We start from the raw sequence: 17,262 nt of genomic DNA, 5'->3' as shown, positions 1-17,262 counted from the left end.
GGCCAGACCGGCCGGCCCGGCGCACCGAGGCGCACCCGATCAGACGGTCGCGCCGGCCGGCGCGGCACCCGCAGCCGAGGCATCGCCCGGCGCCCTCGCCGGTGCTGCCCGGCAGCAGCCCGGCGCCGAAGGCGAAACCGACATCGCACCCGGTATCGGCGGGGCTGCCGACCTGCCGAAGCCACAGGCCGGACGGGCCTTGCAGGCCGCCCGCGCCACCCGGCACGCGGCGAGGCTACCTCGCCCGGCGCCCGTGCGGGCCGACACCCCGCTGGCACAGGAGCGGCCGGCAGAAACCGCCCCGCCGACCGAGGCCCGCGCGCGAATGAACGCCGATCCCGCCACGGCGACACCGCATCGGCGGCCTGAAGCCCCGCAGCGAACCGCGGGGCAGGCAACGACCGCCCCGCTCAACGAAGACCGCGCCGAGACAAGCGCCGCTGCTGCCGTTGACCCACCGCATCGGCGCCCCGAGGCCCGGCAGGCCGGGGCCTTCGACCCCGAACCCGGATCTGCCGCGGGGGGTGACACGAAACCCGACGCTGGTGGTGCCGAGGGCCGACGGCAGGCCCCGACGGAAGCGGGCGGCATCGCTCGCAACGCGGGCGCGAGGCACCCGCACGCCCACCGTTCTGACGCTCGCGCGAGCGAAGCCGCCGGGGCCGACGCTTCGGCGCATGCCGACGCCGCGCCCGAGGCGCGCGCCCCCGGGGACAAGCCCGGGCACGCGCCCGACGACACGACGCCTCGCAGCGAGGCCAAGGCGCCGCCCACCCCGCTCGACATGCCCCGCATCGGCGGGATGGGAGCGACCGTCGAGGGTGATCTCGTGCCCCGCCGCAAGGAGACCGGCGGCGCCCCGCCCGCCCCGCCGGGCGGCGGCGGCAAGGGCGGCGGCGGCGGGGGTGGCGGCGGCGGCGCGCGATTCCACCGCCGCACCACGCCCGAAAGCTTCGAGCGCAGCCTCAAGGAGGGCGTCGCCGCCGTCCGCTTCAACATGGCGTTCGTGATGGTGATGACATTCGCGGTCAACCTGCTGCTGCTGGCGATCCCGGTCTACCTGTTCCAGATCTCCGACCGGGTGCTGACAAGCCGCTCGACCGACACCCTGGTGATGCTGACCGTCGTCATCGCGGGCGCGGTGATCCTGCAGGTCACGTTCGACGGGGTGCGTCGCTTCATGCTCATGCGCACGGCGGTGGAGGTCGCCGCCCGCCTCGGGGCCCCGATCCTCAGCGCGGCCGCCCGCGCCTCGCTGCACGGCTCCGGCAAGGAGTTCCAGACGTTGGGCGACCTGCAGCAGGTGCGCAGCTTTCTCACCTCGGGCACGCTGCTGTCGTTCCTCGACGTGCCCTTCGCGCCGCTTTTCATGCTGGCGATCTTCCTGGTCCACCCGCATCTGGGCTTCATCGTGGTGACGACGGCGGTGATCCTGATGATCATCGCGCTGATCAACCAGCGGCTGACCGAGGCGCCCTTCGCCGAGGCCAACCTCAAGCAGTCGCGCGCCAACCTTCACCTCGACTCGATGACGCGCAACAGCCAGATCATCAACGCGCTGGCCATGATCCCCGAGGCGGTGACGCTCTGGGGCCGCGAGACGGCAGCCTCGCTGACCGCGCAGGTGCGGGCGCAGGATCGCAACGTGATCTCGGCGATGGTGTCGAAGGGCACGCGCCTGCTCACCCAGATCGCGATGCTCGGCTGGGGGGCCTATCTGGCCATTCTCGGCGAGGTGACGGGCGGCATGGTCATCGCCGCCTCGATCATCGCCGGCCGCGCGCTCTCGCCCGTCGAGGGGGCGATCGAGGGCTGGAACGGCTTCCTGCTGTCGCGCGCCGCCTACGGGCGGATCACCAACCTGCTCACGCGGTCGGGCATCCGCTACGAGCGCCTGCGCCTGCCCGAGCCGCAGGGCAAGCTCGACGTCGAGCGGCTGCTCTTCGTGCCGCAGGGCACCAAGTCGGTCGTGCTCAACGCGATCAGCTTCTCGCTCGAGCCGGGCGAGACGCTGGCCGTCATCGGCAATTCGGGCGCGGGCAAGACGACGCTGGGGAAGATGCTGGTCGGCTCGATCCTGCCCACCTCGGGCAATGTCCGGCTCGATCTGATGGACCTGCGCAACTGGGATCCGCGGCAGCTGGGCGAGAACATCGGCTACCTGCCGCAGGACGTGCAGCTCTTTCCCGGCACGATCAAGGACAACATCGCCCGGATGCGGCCGGACGCGACCGACGAGCAGATCCACCGCGCCGCCGTTCTGGCCGACGTGCACGACATGATCGCGCAGCTTCCGCAGGGCTACGAGACCTTCGTGGCGCCCGACGGCGCGCCGCTCTCGGGCGGGCAGAAGCAGCGGATCGCGCTGGCCCGCGCCTTCTTCGGCGAGCCGCGGCTGCTGGTGCTCGACGAGCCCAACTCCAACCTCGACATCGCCGGCGACAAGGCGCTCGCACGCGCGATTCGCCATGCCCGATCCAACGGCATCACGGTGGTCGTCATCACCCAGAAGCCGGCGCTGCTGAGCGAGGTCGACAAGATCATGATGCTGAAGGAAGGCGGCGTGGCGATGTTCGGCCCGCGCGCCCACGTCGTGAAGCAGCTCGCCAAGTTCCGCGATGGCGGGTCCGGCCGTCCGGGGAAGCCGGATGACAAGCGCAGTCTGCCGAAAGAGGGAGGCGACACATGAGCCGCACCGTCGATATCGTCGAGTGGCACCACCAGGTGCCGCGTTCCATCCACAGGCAGGCGATCTTCGGGATCGTGTTGCTGGTCGTGGCGCTGGGCGGCTTCGGGGCCTGGGCCGTGACCGCACCGCTCGCCGCTGCCGTCATCGCGCAGGGCTCGTTCGTGGCCACCGGTCGCAACAAGATCGTGCAGCATCTCGAAGGCGGGATCATCGAGCGTGTCGTGGTGTCCGAGGGCGACCGCGTGTCGGAAGGAGATCCGCTGATCGAGCTCGACCGGACGGCGGCCGAGGCCGACCGCCGCGAGCTCAAGCTGCGGCAGGCCCGGCTCGAGGCCGCCGAGGCGCGGGTGCGCGCCGAGCTGGCGCTGGCCGACGAGGTGCGCTTTGCGCCCGAACTCCTCGCGCTGGCCGAGGAGTTTCCCGAGATCCGCCAGATCCTGCGCGATCAACGCCTCGCCTTCGAGGCCAACATCGAGACGCTGACGGGCGACCTGGCCATTCTCGAGAACGGCATCGCCTCGCTCGAGGTCAGGGCGCGCGGCTACCGCGCGCAGCTCGCCGCCCACGAGGAGCGCGCCGCCATCCTGCTCGAGGAAATGGACGACAAGCAGGCGCTGCTCGAGAGCGGGCACTTGCGGCGGCCCGAGCTCAACGCGGTGCGGCGGGTCGCGCTCGAGGCCTCGGGGCACGTCGCCCGCCTGCGCGCCGAGGTCGAGGAGATCGGGCGCGCGCGGACCAAGTTCGAGCTGGAGGTGGCCAAGCTGAAGGCCGACCTGCGGCAGTCGGCCCTCGACGAGCTCCAGGGCATCCAGGCCGAGCTCGACTCCATCCGCGAACAGGCGCGCAAGGCCGAGGCGGTGCTGCAGCGCTCGAGCGTGCTCGCCCCGGTGGCGGGCACGGTGATCCGTCTGCATTACCACGGCGCCGGCGGGGTCATCGAGACGGGCAAGCCCATCGCCGAGATCCTGCCCGCCGACGCGCCCCTGCTGATCGAGACGTTCATCACGCGCACCGACATCGACAACGTGCATGTCGGGCAGGCCGCGACCGTGCGGCTCTCGGCGCTCAACCAGCGCACGACGCCGGTGCTGCAGGGGCGCGTCTCGTACGTCTCGGCCGACGCGGTCTCGAAGTCGGGCGACGGGGTGGCCCGCGAAGTCTACGTCGCCCATATCGACGTCTCGCCGCAGGAATATCGGCGCGCGGACAGGTTCTCGCCGGTGCCGGGAATGCCGGCAGAGATCATGATCAAGGTCGAGGAGCGCACCTTCTTCGACTATCTCTCGAAGCCGATCCGCGACAGCATGTCCCGCGCCTTCCGCGAGCCGTGATCGGCTACCGGGAATGACGACGCCCCGGCCGTCTGCCCGGCCGGGGCGCGCATCGGAGGAGGCGGGCGACAGCCCCCCGTGCAGGCTCAGAAGCGGTAAGCGACGCCCACGCGCAACTCGCTCGTGTCGAGGTCGAGGTCGTAATCGCCGTCGGAACTGCCCTCGTAGAACGAGCCGTCGTCGCCATCGAACTCCGAGTAACGATAGTCGATCCGGCCGCTCCAGTTGTCGCTGAAGGCGTATTCGACGCCGAAGCCGGCGGTCCAGCCCCAGTTGTCGGCCGAGTCGCTGTCGCTGCGGTTGCCCACATCGGCCGAGACCTCGTAGTCGATGTAGGCCGCGCCCGCGGCGGCGTAGAACAGCGCCCGGTCGACGGCATAGCCGACGCGGCCGCGGATCGCGCCGGTGGCGTCGATCTGCGCCTCGGCGGTGCCGTCGATCTCGCCGCCCGTCAGCGTGGTGACGGTGACGCTCGCGTCGTCGTCGGCATCGACCCAGTTGTACTCGCCCTCGACGCCGTAGACCCACGGGCCGCCGGTCTGCCAGTTGTAGCCGCCGTAGATGCCGACCTGCCCGCCTTCGGTGTTGGTGCCGAAGGAATACTCGTCGTCGAAGATGCCGACATCGTTGTCGAGGTTCGAATTGAGCGCGCCGAACTGGAGGCCGACATAGCCGCCCGTCCAGTCGATCGGCGCGACGACCGGCGCGGCCTGCTGGATCACCGGCTCCTGCACCGGCTCGTCGAGCCCGCCCGCAAGCGCCGTGCCCGCCGTGAGAGCGGCCGTGCCGGACAGCGCAGCGAGAATTGAGAGGGATCGCATGTGCCTGAACCTTTCCGTTGTTCGTGGATTGCACCGCGGGGCAAACGGGACGACGGCGCGCATGTTCCTGCTTCTCAGCCGGCGGGCGGGTCCTGTCATGGGTCGGCCGGCACGATCCCGCGCATGACGCGAGGGCCATCGGCGCGAAGCGACCGAAGGTCGATCCCGGATCGAGGGCGGCCTCGCCCGGCCCCGCACTCCGCGGGTGCATCACCCGTCCCGATCAGGGTCAGCAGGCGGTGCGCCGCGAGGATCGGGCCGCGCCCGGCGAACGCGGCACGCCGAGGATCGCAAAGTCGGTGGCAAGCGCGCCCCGGCCGGCGCGGATCGGCGAGTTGCCCAAGATGGAGAGGCCGACGAACGGCGGGCCGGCCAACGCCTCGCAGCCCACGCTGCCGAGGCGCCGGCCCCTCGGAGCGAGACCGCGTCAGGGGCTTCAGCCCCGCGCCCGAGCGCACGGGCACGGGGCACCGGAACGCATGGGGGGAGCGCCCCGCAGACGGGTCAGCGAATGCGCACGCCGGCGCGGTGGAGACAGCGCGCCTCCCACCCGGTGACGGCGCGGTTGCCGAGGTCGACGCGCCGCGCGCAGGCGCCGGGCAGGCGGGCGATGTCGACGCCTGCGCGCCGCAGGCAGGGCGCGCCGAAGCCGGTCACCTGCCGACCGTCGAGCACCACGCGGCGCGCGCAGTCCGAGGGCACCGTCACCTGCCTGGCATGCGGCGCTTCGTGGCGCGGCGTCGGCGCGGGCGCATGGGCCACCGGCGGCGGATTGCGGTCGACCTTGCGGCGGTCGTCGCGATCCTTGTTCCGCTGCGCCTGGTTGGCGATGATCGCGAGCGTGGCGAGGCCAAAGAGCACGGCCGCGGCCGCCTCGGGGTCGATCCTCCGGTCGAGGCCCTGCGCCTCGGCAGGCACGGAGGTGACGACGAGGGCGCCGGCGAGAGCGGCAGCGACAAGGGAGCGGGGAAGCATGGGCATGGCGTGTCCTTTCGGTGCGGGTTGCCGATGCGCCGACGCTCGGCCCGGGCCGCCCGGCCACGCAATAACGCCCCCCCGCTATCCGATAGCGGCCCCGGCCAACCCACCGAGAGCACGACGGATATTGAATAGCCGCACGATCCGGCCCACCGTCTGCCCCATGATCCGCGCCGTCCTCTCCACCCTGCTCCTGATCGCGCTGCCCGCCGTGGCAAGCGCCCAGTGCTACGCCGACTACAAGGCCAAGCGCGACGACCCCCTGCGCCTGCATTACGGCGTGGCCGAGATCGGCGGCCAGTGCGCCCCCGGCCCCGCCGCTCAGGAACTGGCTCCCCGCCTCGCCCGGCAGGGGTGGGACCTGCTCGACGTGGTGGGTGTGTTCGGGCCCGAAGGGCTGGAGGAAAGGCGCGCCGATGCGGGCGACTTCTTCCTCCGTTTCTGAGGCGCGGCGGGGCGGGGGGCGCGTCGTCGCCCTCGGCATCGCGGCCATCGTGGCGCTGCTCGCGCTCGCCGCGGCGCTGCTGTTTCTCAACCTTCCCGACGCAGGGGCCTTCGATGCCCGCGTCGAGCGCATCTTCGTCGAGAACCGCGACCTGACGGGCGCGGCCGAGATCCGCCTGCTCGAGATCCTCGCCGCCTCGGGCACCGCCTTTTCCGACGTGCTGCGCAGCTACCGGGTGATCCTGTTCATCCTGCTCGTCTTCGCCGCAGCGCTTCTGGTCACGGCGCTGGTGCTGCTCGTCGCCATCGTGCAGCTTAACCGTCGCATGGCCGCGGTCGAGCGGCAGGGCCTGACCGTCGACTCGCTGGTGATCGACCGTGCGGCGCGCGTGGTGACGCTGAACGCGATGGAATTCACGCTGACCGAAGCGGCGATCGAGACGCTCGCGGTGCTCGCCGAAGCGCGGATGGACGACGACGTGCTGTCGGGGGCCGAGATCGAGGCGGTGATCCAGGGCCGCGCCCCGTCGGACTGCGAGGAGGCCGCCGGCGCGACCCGGATCAAGCGGCTGCGTGACGCGCTCGGCAACCAGATCGTGGCCGATCTGCTGGTGCGCAACATCGCCCGCAAGGGCTACATGCTGGCCGTGGACAAGCGCGCGCTGCGGGTGGAGTGACGCCGCGCCGCCCGCCCGGGGGCATGCAGCGGGGCTGGAACGTGCCGCACCGCGCGCCATTATCCTTCTCTGAAGCCAGCAAAAGGAGCCGCCGATGCCCGTCAACGCCATGACTGTCTCCGCCGGCGACGCGGCCCGCGTCCTGCGCGCGGGCTGGGCGGCGCAGAAGGCCGGCGGCTTCACCGCGTCGTGGATGCTCCACGGCTCGCCCGGCGTGGGCAAGACCCAGGTCGTGGAACAGCTCGCGGCCGAGATCGACGCGCGCCTGTTCGACCTGCGTCTGACAACCATAGAGCCGCAGGACCTGCGCGGCCTGCCCTATTACGACCACGAGGCGAAGACGACCGTCTGGTATCGCCCCGAAGACCTGCCGGACGATCCCGACAGCCCGTCGGTGCTGTTCCTCGACGAGCTGACCGCCGCCGCGCCCACCCTGCAGCCCACCGTCTACGGCCTGCTTCAGGAGCGGCGCGTCGGGCGGCACCGTCTGCCGGCCTCGGTCTTCATCGTCGCCGCAGGCAACATGGTCGAGGACGGGGCGATCGCCTACGAGATGGGCACCGGCCTATCCGACCGTCTGATCCACCTGCACGTGCGCGCCGCGGCCACCGACTGGCTCGAGAACTACGCGGTGCCCAAGGGCTTGCATCCCGCCGTCACCGCCTTTGTCCGCACGCGCCCCGACCTGCTCGAGACGACCGAGCAGGCGCTCGAGCGGGGCCACATGATCGCCTGCACGCCGCGCAGCTGGGAGCGGGTGTCGCAGATCCTTTCGAACGTGGGCGACCGCCGCACCCGTCAGATGATGGTCGCGGGCACGGTGGGCGAGGCTGTCGCGGCAGAATTCGCCATCGTGGCCGACGACGTCGCCGCCACCGTGCAGGTGACCGAGATGCTGAACGTCTCCGGCCGCGAGCGGTGGGAGATGTATCCCGCCACGATGCACGGGCTGACCGCGCTGATCCACGGCCTCGTCGGAGCTCTCGACGAGCGCAACGCCGGCGAGGTCATCGATATCCTCGCCGGCATCCGGCAGCTGCCCGGCAAGAGACCGGACGACGCCTTCAAGCGGATGCCGCTGGGGGAACTGACGACCTATGGGTTCGAATCGCTCATCCGAAAGGGGCTGGATCTCGGGCTCGAGGACAGGTTCCTCGACTCGCCGGCCTTCCGAGCCTATTCGGCCGAGCGCGAGGATGCGGGGCTCGCCTGAGCCATGCGCGACGAGAGCTCCCCCGGCCCTGCGGGCCCCGGACCCTCGCGCCGCGGCCATTCGCGCCGCGCCACGCGCGCCCTGCAGAAGCTGGCCGAGGCCGACCCGGCCTTCGCCGCCCTGTCGCTCTGGGTCGACCACCGCGACGCCGACACGGGCGCACCGGAAGAAACCCGGCTAGACGGCGATGCCGAAGCCCCGGCGTGGACCGACGGGCGCACGGTCTTCTACGGCCCCGGCTTCGAGGCCCACGACCTCGACCTGCAGGTCGGCCTCGCCGCGCACCAGATCCTGCACGTCGCGCTGCGGCACCCCGCCCGCGACCGCGCGCTCGCCCTGCGCCTCGGTCCAAAGCACGATTCTCGGCTCTTCAACGTCGCCGCCGACGCGCTGGTCAACGAGACGCTGATCCAGGCGGGTTACGTGCTGCCCCGGCCGTGCCTGACGCTCGCGCCCCTGCTCTCCCGCGCCCTTGGCGAGAGCACGCCCACCGCCGCCGCGCTGGCGAAGTGGGATGCCGAGGCGCTGACCCTCGCGCTGATGCAGGCACGGGGCGGCAGCCGGACGGGCGGAAAGGGCGAGGGCGACGCCCCTGCCGAAGGCGGCGAAGGCGGCGAAGATGGCAGGGAGCGTGGCGCCGGCGCCGACGAGGCGCGCGCCCAGGCCGCGCAGGCTGCCTTCGCCCCCGACATCGACCCCAGCGCGACGGCCGGCGGCGGCGCGGCCGAGGATGCCGAGGACGACGCCGAGTGGCGCCAGCGCCTGTCCCGCGCGCTCGAGGAGGGGCGGCTCGCCGGCCGCGGCCTCGGCGCGCTCGGCTTCCGCATTGCCGACCTGCCCCGGTCCGACGTGCCGTGGGAGAGGCACCTGCGCGCGCTGGCCGCCCGCGCCCTGCAGGACGAGCCGCGCGCCGCCTGGGCCCGCCCCTCGCGCCGCTGGACGGGGATGGAGGCCGAGGCGCGCGCCGCCCGGCGCCCCGTGCCCGTCTACGAGCCGGGGCGCACGCGCGGGCGGCCCATCCCCCGCGTGGTGGTCGGGATCGACGCCTCCTCGAGCGTCGATGACGCGCGCCTGTCGATGTTCATGGGGCAGGTGGCGGGGATCGCCCGCCGCGCCGCTGCCGAGCTGCACCTGATGGTCTTCGACGACGAAGTGCGCAGCGTGGCGAAGGTGCCGCCGGGCGGCGCGGAGTCGTGGCTGCGCCGTCAGCCGCTGGCCCGCGGCGGCGGCACCAGCTTCGACGACCTGTTCGCGCGCGCGGCCGCCCTCGACCCCGCCGTTCTGATCGTGCTGACCGATCTCGACGCGCCGGTGCCCCGCAAGGTGCGCGACCTGCCCGTCATCTGGGCCGTCCCGGCCCCGCCGGCGCGGCGGCCCCCGCACGGGCGCGTGCTCGACCTCTCCATCTAGACGCCGCGACCGCCGACGGCCCCCTCTCGCGCGGGCCCTTCGCCCCAACGCCCGGCGCGCGGGGCTGCTCCGGCCCGTGCGGGCCCACCCTGCCCGCACGCTCGCCCTTACCGACGCCACGCCCCGGGGTCTGGACGGTCGCTGCGCGGCATGACAGCCTCTGCCATCGTGACCTGACCGGAGGCCGCCCATGTACACCGTGATCGGAAGCGCCCGCAGCCGCGCCCTCCGTGTCCTGTGGATGCTCGAGGAACTGGGCGAGCCCTACGACCACGTCGCCGCGCAGCCCCGCTCCGACGACGTGGTGGCGGTCAACCCGGCGGGCAAGGTACCCGTGCTGATCGAGGACGACACGCCGATCACGGATTCGACGGCGATCCTGCAGTACCTCGCCGACAAGCACGGCCGGCTGACCCACCCCGCCGGCACGCTCGACCGCGCCCGGCAGGACAGCCTGACCCAGTTCCTGCTCGACGAGTTCGACGCCGCGCTGTGGATGGCCGCGCGCCATTCCTTCGTCCTGCCGGAAGAGTTGCGCTTCTCCGCCATCAAGGACAGCCTCAAGTGGGAGTTCGAGCGCAGCCAGAAGACGCTGGCGGCGCGCATGGCCGACGGGCCGTTCCTGATGGGCCCCGAGATGACCGTGCCCGACATCATTCTCACCCACTGCGGCATCTGGGCGAAATCCGCGAGGTTTCCCGTGACCGAGCCCCGTCTCGCCGCGTATCTCGAGCGGATGCAGGCCCGTCCGGCCCTGCGCCGCGCCATGGCCCAGGGCGCCGCGGCAAACGCCTGACCGGCCTCTGACGGTGCCTGGGGTGCCGCGCGTGCCTGCCGTCTGCGCCCTCCGCTAGACGCGCGCCCGAAACGCGCGCCCCGAAACGCCCGCCCTGTGGCTGCACGCGGCCGTGGCCGCGCGTACCCTTACCGCTGGCCCGGTCTGCCGAGGCACGCCGGCGGACCGGCCCGGAATGGGCCGTCCGACGGCCTTCGGGGAGCCGTGCGGGCGTACGCTCCGACCGATGATCCCGCTTTCCGTTCCATGCACCCACGGCACGACGCCGCGTCTCTCGGCTCGCCGGGCGGTCGCACGCCGCGTCTCAGGGGGGCCTCGACAATGCCCACGCCGCCGCCGCGCGGCCGGCATGGCGGCCGGTGGCAAGGCAGGCGGTGATCAGGTAGCCGCCCGTGGGCGCCTCCCAATCGAGCATTTCGCCGGCGACGAAGGTGCCGGGCCTGGCGCGCAACATCAGATGCTCGTCCACGCCCTCCCACCGCACGCCGCCGGCGACCGAGATCGCCTCGTCGAGCGGCCGCGGCCCCAGATGCGCTACCGGCACCGCCTTGATCCGCCCGGCAAGCGCCTCGGGATCGGCCGGCAGCGGACCCGCCTCGAGCAGAAGCGCGCGCTTGACCGCCGGCAGTCCCACCGCCTTGCGCAACCGGTTCGACAGGCTCTCGCGCCGCCGCGACCTGGAAAGCCGGGCGGCCAGCGCCCCTGCCGTCCGGTCCGGCGCGAGGTCGACGACCAGCGGCGCGCCCTCGCGCAACGCAGGCGAGAGCGCGTAGATCGCACTGCCTTCCAGCCCCTCCGCCGTCACCACGGCCTCGCCCCGCACCGTCAGCCCCCCGGCGGAGAAGGCGCAGGACTTGAGCGGCGCGCCGGCATGGGCGGCCATCGGCGCCGACCACCGCACGCACAGGCCCACATTGGCCGGGAGGAACGGGGCGAGGGGCACACCCGCCGCGCCGAGGATCGCGGCCCACGCCCCGTCCGAGCCGAGCCGCGCCCAGCTCGCCCCGCCGAGTGCCAGCACCGCCACGTCCGGCGTGCGCAGGACCTGCCCCTCCGGCGTGTCGAACAGGTGTGCGCCTGTCCCGTGCCACCCTGCCCAGCGCCAGCGCGTCCGCGTCTCCACGCCGAGGCCGTCAAGGCGCGCGGCCCAGGCCCGCAGCAGCGGTGACGCCTTCATCGCCAACGGAAAGACCCGGCCCGACGACCCAGTGAAGACCGGCTGACCCAGCACCTCGGCCCAGGCGCAGGCCTCGGCCGGCCCGAAGGCACCCAGCATCGGCGCCAGCGACCGGGCGGAATCTCCGTAGGCTGCGGCGAAGGCGGCCGGCGGCTCGTCCTTGGTCAGGTTCAGGCCGCTCTTGCCCGCCATCAGCAGCTTGCGGGCGATCGACGGCTTCGCCTCGGCCACGGTCACCGAGACGCCGGCGCGCGCCAACTCCTCGGCCGCCGCCAGCCCCGCCGGCCCTGCCCCCACGACAAGCGCGGTCGGCCCCCTCACCGCCGGCCGGGCCCCAAGGGGGCGGGAGGCCGGGGCGCACCGATACCGGTCTCGCGTCCTGCGGGCGGGCCGTGCCGCAGGCGCCGGCCCCGCCGCCCCTCCGGGGGCACGGCGACGGCCCGCGCGGCCTGCCGGCGGCCGCACGCGGCACTCGACGCAGCGCACGGGGCGGCGCGCCCTTGTCGCCGCATCGCGCGGGCCCATTCTGTGCGGTGACCTGCGAGCCGCTCCATCTCCGACGTGACCGACCCCATCTGCCCTCTCTGCCTGCGCCCGATCCCGGCGGACGTGCCGCAAAGCCTGCACCACCTCGTTCCCAAGCTGAAGGGCGGAAAGGGCGGGCCAACCGTGCTCATGCACCACATCTGCCACAAGGAGGTGCACGCGGCCCTCACCGAGGCCGAACTCGCGCGGGACTACGCCACCCCCGAGGCACTCCGAAGCCACCCCCGTCTCGCCCGCTTCGCCGCCTGGATCGCGCGCCGCCCGCCGGGGTTCACCTCGCGGGTGCCGGGCCGCCGCGGCCGCCGCGGCGCACGCTCCTGACACCTCCGACGGCGCCTGCCGGTCGACGGGTCGCCGCCCTCTTCTCCGTCAAGCGGCTGCCCGCCGCCGGGCCGGGCGCGCGCGGGTGGGCGGGTGGGGCGCCGCGCCGGGCCCGGCGGCGGGCAGCCCGCGCAGCCGAGGCCCGCGGCGCCCGGCCCCGCCATGCCGATCGCGGCGACCACGGGCGCGGCCGGAGTGCGCCCCGCAGTGGCACCGGATTGCCCGCCTGCCGGTCTGGCAATGGCATGGACCGGCCGTGGCTCAGGCGAGATGCCGCTGGCCCCGCGCCGCGGCGAGGCGCACCTGCCTCTGTCGCTCGCGGAAGCGCGCCCGGTCGGCGTCGGTATAGGCGCTGATGCAGAGCGGGCAGCTCACCCCCTCCTCCCACCCCGGCGCGGCCATCTGCGCCGGCGTCACAGGCCGTCCGCAGGCGTGGCATATCCCGGCCACCCCCGGCCGCAGCCCGTGCCCGACCGACACGCGCCCGTCGAAGACGAAGCACTCCCCCCGCCACCGGCTGTCCGCCTCGGGCACGCGCGCGAGGTAGTCGAGGATGCCCCCCTCGAGGTGCAAGACTTCGTTCACCCCCTCGGCCCGCAACAGCGCGGTCGACTTCTCGCAGCGAATGCCCCCGGTGCAGAACATGGCCACACGTCGCCCGGCGAAGCGGTGCGCATTGGCCGCCCACCAGGCCGGGAAGTCGGCGAAGCGGTCGATCCCGGGGTCGACCGCCCCGACAAACGTGCCCAGCGCCACCTCGTAGGCGTTGCGCGTGTCGATCAGCACGACGTCGGGGGCCGAGACGAGGGCGTTCCATTCCTCCGGCGGCACGTAGGTGCCGGCGCCCTCGGCCGGGCGCAGCTCGGGTCGGCCCATCGTGACGATCTCGGGTTTCACGCGCACCTTGAGCCGGGAAAAGGGCATCTCCTCCGCCTCGGCCCGCGTCTGGCGCAACGGGGCGAGGCCGGGCTCCGCGCTCAGCCGGTCGAGCAGCCGCGCCACGCCGGCCTCCGGCCCCGCGATCGTGCCGTTCACCCCTTCGGCCGCGAGCAACACGGTGCCCCGCACGCCCGCGTCCCTGCCGAGCGCGGCGAGCGCATCGCGCAGGCCGGCGGGGTCCGGCAGGTCGGCGAACCGGTAGAAGGCGGCGAGGGTGACCATGCGCCGGGCATAGGCTCGGCGCCGCAGCGAGGGCAAGCCCCGCCGTCCGGTCGCGCAGGGGCGCCGCAAGCGCCCGTGCTCCGCCCGGTCGCCAGCCCGAAGCGCACGGATCGGACCTCGATCAGGTCAGCCGCCGCCGCCTGCGCCTGTCTCTTCGGCGCGGCACCGGGTCTGCCGCTCCACTCCCGCTTGCCGGCCGCCCTGCTGGCTCTGCCCGCGGTGCGCTCCGCCCTCGCCCCCGCGGGCGCACCGCGCTGCGCCGCAAGGCGTGGCCTCCGGCCCGGCCGAGCGAGGCGCCGCCAGGCGCCGAGCAGAGGCGCAAGAACCCCCGGTGGGCCTGCCCCGGGCCTCTCCGTTGACGCGAGAAGAGACCCGGCCCACCTTTCGCAAGGAAAGGAGAAGCCCATGACGACCGTCCTCCTCGTGATCGACGTCCAGAACGACTTCTGCCGCGGCGGCGCGCTAGAGGTGCCCGACGGCGACGCCGTGGTGCCCCGGATCAACGCCATGCTGGCCGACTACCCGGTGCGGGTCTTCACCCAGGATTGGCACCCCGAGCGCCACTCCTCCTTCGCCTCCGAGCATCCTGGCCGTCAGCCGCTCGAGGTGATCGAGATGGGCTACGGCCCCCAGGTGCTCTGGCCCGACCACTGCGTGCAGGGCACGCACGGGGCCGCCTTCCACCCCGATCTCCGGACCGACCCGGCCGATCTCATCCTCCGCAAGGGCTTCCGCCGCGAGATCGACAGCTACTCGGCCTTCTTCGAGAACGACCACGCCACGCCGACCGGGCTCGAGGGCTACCTGCGCACCCGCGGCGTGACCAGCCTCGTCTGTGCCGGCCTCGCCACCGATTTCTGCGTACGCTGGTCGGCCATCGACGCCGCGAGGCTCGGCTTCGATGTCGCGGTCGCGCTGGATGCCTGCCGCGGCATCGACGCCGACGGCTCACTCGCCGCCGCGCTCGACGCGATGCGGCAGGCCGGCGTCGCCCTGCAGAGCTAGGAGGGCGCGGCACGCGCCGCCGGGGCCGGCCAGCGGGCCGCCGATCCGGTTTCCATCGGCCGGTCGGTGCCGGCCGAACGCTCCGCTCTGGCGCCTTAACCCGGCCTCAACCGAGGCGTGGTGCTCTGTGCGCGGCGGCCACCCGGGCCGCCCATCGGGAGCGCTGGAGCATGATCGCCGACGCAGAGGCCGCCGGCCGAGAACTCGCCGCCTTTCGCAGCCGGCGCAGCCCCGAGGGGCGCTTCGTCAGCTATTGCCGCGGCCGGGCGCGCCACTTCCTCGCGCGCCAACTCTTCACCATCTTCTGCCTTGCGGTGTTCCTGCGGGTCGCCGACCCGGTGACGGCGCTCGCCGCGGCCGCACTGGTCGCCCTTGCCGATGGCGGCGAAAGCCTGCTGCTCCGACGGCTCTCGCGCACGGTCGGCATCGCGCGGCGTCTGCCCACGCTGCTCGCACTCACGGCCGGGATGGGCGCGGTGCAGGCGCTCTCGATCGATTTCTTCCTGTGGAAGCTGATGGAACTCGGCGGCGCTGACGCGCGGGTGTTCGCGGTTGCCGTCTGCATGGCGGCGCTGCTCGATGCCGCCCTGCTCTGGGGGCTGCACCGCTGGGCCGCGCTCGCGCGCTTCGCGGTCTACGGCTCGACCATCGCGATGATCTTCGCGCTGGGGCCCCTGCCGGCCGGGCCGGGCGAGGACGGGATTTTCTACGACCTGATGGCCGCGCTGCTGATGGGCCATATCTTCGTCGCCTTCGTGCGGCAGGTGCAGCGCAGCCGGAAGCGCAGCGATGAAAAGCAGGAACTGACGCTGAAGACGGCTCTCGACCTCGCCGTCTCCAACGCCGCCCTGCGCGAGAGCCAGGCGACCACGCGGCGCCTCTCCACCGTGGCCGAGCAGGTGGCCGACAGCATCATCATCACCGACGGGGACGGCATCGTCACCTGGGTCAACGCGGGCTTCACCGAGATGACCGGCTATTCGGCGCGCGAGGCGCTGGGCCAGCACATCCGCCTGCTCAACGGCCCCGAAACGAGCCCCGAGGCGATCGACATCCTGATGACCGCCCGACGCGAGCGGCGGCCCGCGCGCACCCAGATCATGAACCGCCGCAAGGACGGCACGCCGGTCTGGGTTGAGACGCGGCTGACCCCCGTGCTCGACCCGGAGGGCAGGCTGTCGAGCACCGTCTCGGTCGAGCGCGACATCGGTCACATCAAGGCGCGCGAGGCGGCGCTCGCCGAAGCGAGTCGCGCCGCCGCCGAGGCGAGCCGCGCCAAGCAGGCCTTCCTCGCAACGATCAGCCACGAGCTGCGCACGCCGATGAACGGCATCATCGGCAACGCCGAGATGCTGCTCGACACCGAGTTGTCGGGCGACCAGCGCGGCATGGTGCGCACGATCGGCGAATCGGCCGAGGCACTGCTCGACATCGTCAACGACGTGCTCGACCTCTCGGCGCTCGAGGCCGGTCGGCTGCGCGTGGGCGCGGCGCCCTTCGACCTGGCCGCCTGCCTCGAGGGCGTGGCGCGGCTGATGCGGCCGTTGGCCGAGCGCAAGGGCCTGCGCTTCGCCCTCGACCTGCCGGAGGGCGCGCTGCCCCGTCTGGTGGGCGATTCGGGGCGGCTTCGGCAGGTGCTGTCGAACCTGCTCGGCAACGCGATCAAGTTCACCGAGACGGGGCAGGTGGCGCTCTCGGTGCGCGTGCGCGAGGGGGGCGACCGGGCTGCGCTCGCGCTCGAGGTGCGCGACACCGGCATCGGCATCGCCGAGGACCGTCTCGACGAGATATTCCACAGCTTCACCCAGGCCGGCCCCGACATCGCCGGCCGCTATGGCGGAACGGGGCTCGGCCTCGCCATCTCGCGCCAGCTGGTCGAGGCGATGGGCGGCACGCTCACCGCCGAGTCGGCTCCGGGGGCGGGATCGGTCTTTCGCGTGGCGCTCGACCTCGCGCTCGCCCCGGCGGAGGAGCCCGACACGCCGTCGGGCGCCCGACCCGGATCTGCCCCTACCGCTGCCGCCGCCGGGCAGGCAGGCACGGCCGAGGCCGCCGCCCTGCCCTATGCCGGCCTGCGCCTGCTGGTGGCCGACGACAACCCCGCCAACCTGCGCCTGATCGAGGCCATGCTGCGCGGGACCGGCGCCGTGGTCGACACCGCGCAGAACGGCACCGACGCAGTCGCCCGCTATGGCGCGGCGCCGCCCGACGCCGTCTTCATGGACATGCGGATGCCGGGCCTCGACGGACCCGCCGCCGCCCGCGCGATCCGGCGCGAAGAGGCGGCACGCGGTCTGCCGCCGGTGCCGGTGATCGCGCTCACCGCCAACGCGCTGGCCGAAAGCCGCGAACAGTGCCGCGAGGCCGGCATGACAGGCTTTCTCGCCAAGCCGGTGCGCAAGGCCGATCTCGCCGGCGCGCTCGACGCCCTCCTCGCCGCGCGCGCCGGCGACGCGCCGCCGCACGCATCCCAGCCGGTGGAGCCGCACGCCGCCGTCACGGTCCCGATCCATACCGTGCAGGCAGCACCCGACGGCCCCGCGTGCGGCAGCGCGGGCGAGCCGCAAGAGGCCGCACCGCAGCAAGACGACGCCGCTCTGCCGCCGGCGCCGCCCCGCTCCGCCTCGGCCTGATCAGGCCGAACCTGCACGACAGGGTGCCGGCAGCCGCCGCGGCCTTTCCCTTCGCGCCTC

General features: G+C 73.3%; 14 protein-coding genes. 10 read left to right on the top strand and 4 right to left on the bottom strand.

Features of this window, described 5'->3' with window-relative positions:
- Positions 1-784: 784 nt before the first annotated feature.
- Together DLJ49_RS05705 and DLJ49_RS05700 are read left to right on the top strand one after the other, a co-directional pair.
- Positions 785-2,689, top strand: coding sequence for a type I secretion system permease/ATPase (locus DLJ49_RS05705; RefSeq protein WP_233488763.1), 1,905 nt, complete (start codon positions 785-787; stop codon positions 2,687-2,689).
- The gene (locus DLJ49_RS05700; RefSeq protein ID WP_115392551.1) at positions 2,686-4,020 is read left to right on the top strand and encodes an HlyD family type I secretion periplasmic adaptor subunit; all 1,335 of its coding nucleotides are present in this window, start codon (positions 2,686-2,688) and stop codon (positions 4,018-4,020) included. Before DLJ49_RS05705 ends, DLJ49_RS05700 begins: the two co-directional genes overlap by 4 nt.
- Positions 4,021-4,106: 86 nt before the next feature.
- Here DLJ49_RS05700 and DLJ49_RS05695 read toward each other — a convergent pair whose 3' ends face one another.
- Together DLJ49_RS05695 and DLJ49_RS05690 are read right to left on the bottom strand one after the other, a co-directional pair.
- Complete coding sequence (locus tag DLJ49_RS05695; RefSeq protein ID WP_158547400.1) at positions 4,107-4,841, bottom strand: outer membrane protein; 735 nt, start codon at positions 4,839-4,841, stop codon at positions 4,107-4,109.
- A gap of 504 nt (positions 4,842-5,345) precedes the next feature.
- Positions 5,346-5,822, bottom strand: a complete 477-nt coding sequence (locus DLJ49_RS05690; protein ID WP_115392549.1) for a hypothetical protein — start codon at positions 5,820-5,822, stop codon at positions 5,346-5,348.
- Between the two features lie 160 nt (positions 5,823-5,982).
- On the opposite strand from DLJ49_RS05690, the gene DLJ49_RS05685 reads away from it, so the two are divergent.
- From DLJ49_RS05685 to DLJ49_RS05665, 5 genes are all read left to right on the top strand, one after another.
- The gene (locus DLJ49_RS05685; protein ID WP_115392548.1) at positions 5,983-6,264 is read left to right on the top strand and encodes a hypothetical protein; all 282 of its coding nucleotides are present in this window, start codon (positions 5,983-5,985) and stop codon (positions 6,262-6,264) included.
- A complete protein-coding gene (locus tag DLJ49_RS05680; protein WP_115392547.1) occupies positions 6,236-6,940 on the top strand; it encodes a winged helix-turn-helix domain-containing protein in 705 nt (234 codons plus the stop codon). Before DLJ49_RS05685 ends, DLJ49_RS05680 begins: the two co-directional genes overlap by 29 nt.
- A gap of 94 nt (positions 6,941-7,034) precedes the next feature.
- Positions 7,035-8,153, top strand: coding sequence for an AAA family ATPase (locus DLJ49_RS05675; protein ID WP_115392546.1), 1,119 nt, complete (start codon positions 7,035-7,037; stop codon positions 8,151-8,153).
- Positions 8,154-8,156: 3 nt separating this feature from the next.
- Positions 8,157-9,563 (top strand): vWA domain-containing protein, encoded by a 1,407-nt coding sequence (locus DLJ49_RS05670; protein ID WP_115392545.1) that lies wholly within the window; start codon positions 8,157-8,159, stop codon positions 9,561-9,563.
- 190 nt (positions 9,564-9,753) lie between these two features.
- Positions 9,754-10,359, top strand: coding sequence for a glutathione S-transferase family protein (locus DLJ49_RS05665; RefSeq protein WP_115392544.1), 606 nt, complete (start codon positions 9,754-9,756; stop codon positions 10,357-10,359).
- 304 nt (positions 10,360-10,663) lie between these two features.
- On the opposite strand, the gene DLJ49_RS05660 is transcribed toward DLJ49_RS05665, so the two are convergent.
- A complete protein-coding gene (locus tag DLJ49_RS05660) occupies positions 10,664-11,857 on the bottom strand; it encodes a TIGR03862 family flavoprotein (protein ID WP_233488762.1) in 1,194 nt (397 codons plus the stop codon).
- Positions 11,858-12,097: 240 nt separating this feature from the next.
- Between DLJ49_RS05660 and DLJ49_RS05655 the strand changes: the two genes are divergently transcribed.
- Positions 12,098-12,403 (top strand): HNH endonuclease, encoded by a 306-nt coding sequence (locus DLJ49_RS05655; protein WP_115392542.1) that lies wholly within the window; start codon positions 12,098-12,100, stop codon positions 12,401-12,403.
- Positions 12,404-12,664: 261 nt separating this feature from the next.
- Here DLJ49_RS05655 and DLJ49_RS05650 read toward each other — a convergent pair whose 3' ends face one another.
- A complete protein-coding gene (locus DLJ49_RS05650) occupies positions 12,665-13,564 on the bottom strand; it encodes an oxygen-dependent tRNA uridine(34) hydroxylase TrhO (protein WP_115392541.1) in 900 nt (299 codons plus the stop codon).
- Positions 13,565-13,969: 405 nt separating this feature from the next.
- Between DLJ49_RS05650 and pncA the strand changes: the two genes are divergently transcribed.
- Both pncA and DLJ49_RS05640 read left to right on the top strand, forming a co-directional pair.
- Positions 13,970-14,569, top strand: coding sequence for a bifunctional nicotinamidase/pyrazinamidase (pncA, locus tag DLJ49_RS05645; RefSeq protein WP_115392540.1), 600 nt, complete (start codon positions 13,970-13,972; stop codon positions 14,567-14,569).
- Positions 14,570-14,739: 170 nt separating this feature from the next.
- Positions 14,740-17,202, top strand: coding sequence for a PAS domain-containing hybrid sensor histidine kinase/response regulator (locus tag DLJ49_RS05640; protein ID WP_115392539.1), 2,463 nt, complete (start codon positions 14,740-14,742; stop codon positions 17,200-17,202).
- Positions 17,203-17,262 lie beyond the last annotated feature (60 nt).

Source organism: Rhodovulum sp. 12E13, from assembly GCF_003340565.1.
Classification (GTDB): domain Bacteria; phylum Pseudomonadota; class Alphaproteobacteria; order Rhodobacterales; family Rhodobacteraceae; genus HLUCCA09.
The sequence above is the reverse complement of the archived record's forward strand: the minus strand, read 5'-3'. Positions and strand labels throughout refer to the sequence as shown.

Coding starts and splice junctions, on each gene's coding strand:
- DLJ49_RS05705 (WP_233488763.1), top strand. CDS start 785: ATGCCCCGCATCGGCGGGATGGGAGCGACCGTCGAGGGTGATCTCGTG.
- DLJ49_RS05700 (WP_115392551.1), top strand. CDS start 2,686: ATGAGCCGCACCGTCGATATCGTCGAGTGGCACCACCAGGTGCCGCGT.
- DLJ49_RS05695 (WP_158547400.1), bottom strand. CDS start 4,841: ATGCGATCCCTCTCAATTCTCGCTGCGCTGTCCGGCACGGCCGCTCTC.
- DLJ49_RS05690 (WP_115392549.1), bottom strand. CDS start 5,822: ATGCCCATGCTTCCCCGCTCCCTTGTCGCTGCCGCTCTCGCCGGCGCC.
- DLJ49_RS05685 (WP_115392548.1), top strand. CDS start 5,983: ATGATCCGCGCCGTCCTCTCCACCCTGCTCCTGATCGCGCTGCCCGCC.
- DLJ49_RS05680 (WP_115392547.1), top strand. CDS start 6,236: ATGCGGGCGACTTCTTCCTCCGTTTCTGAGGCGCGGCGGGGCGGGGGG.
- DLJ49_RS05675 (WP_115392546.1), top strand. CDS start 7,035: ATGCCCGTCAACGCCATGACTGTCTCCGCCGGCGACGCGGCCCGCGTC.
- DLJ49_RS05670 (WP_115392545.1), top strand. CDS start 8,157: ATGCGCGACGAGAGCTCCCCCGGCCCTGCGGGCCCCGGACCCTCGCGC.
- DLJ49_RS05665 (WP_115392544.1), top strand. CDS start 9,754: ATGTACACCGTGATCGGAAGCGCCCGCAGCCGCGCCCTCCGTGTCCTG.
- DLJ49_RS05650 (WP_115392541.1), bottom strand. CDS start 13,564: ATGGTCACCCTCGCCGCCTTCTACCGGTTCGCCGACCTGCCGGACCCC.
- pncA (WP_115392540.1), top strand. CDS start 13,970: ATGACGACCGTCCTCCTCGTGATCGACGTCCAGAACGACTTCTGCCGC.
- DLJ49_RS05640 (WP_115392539.1), top strand. CDS start 14,740: ATGATCGCCGACGCAGAGGCCGCCGGCCGAGAACTCGCCGCCTTTCGC.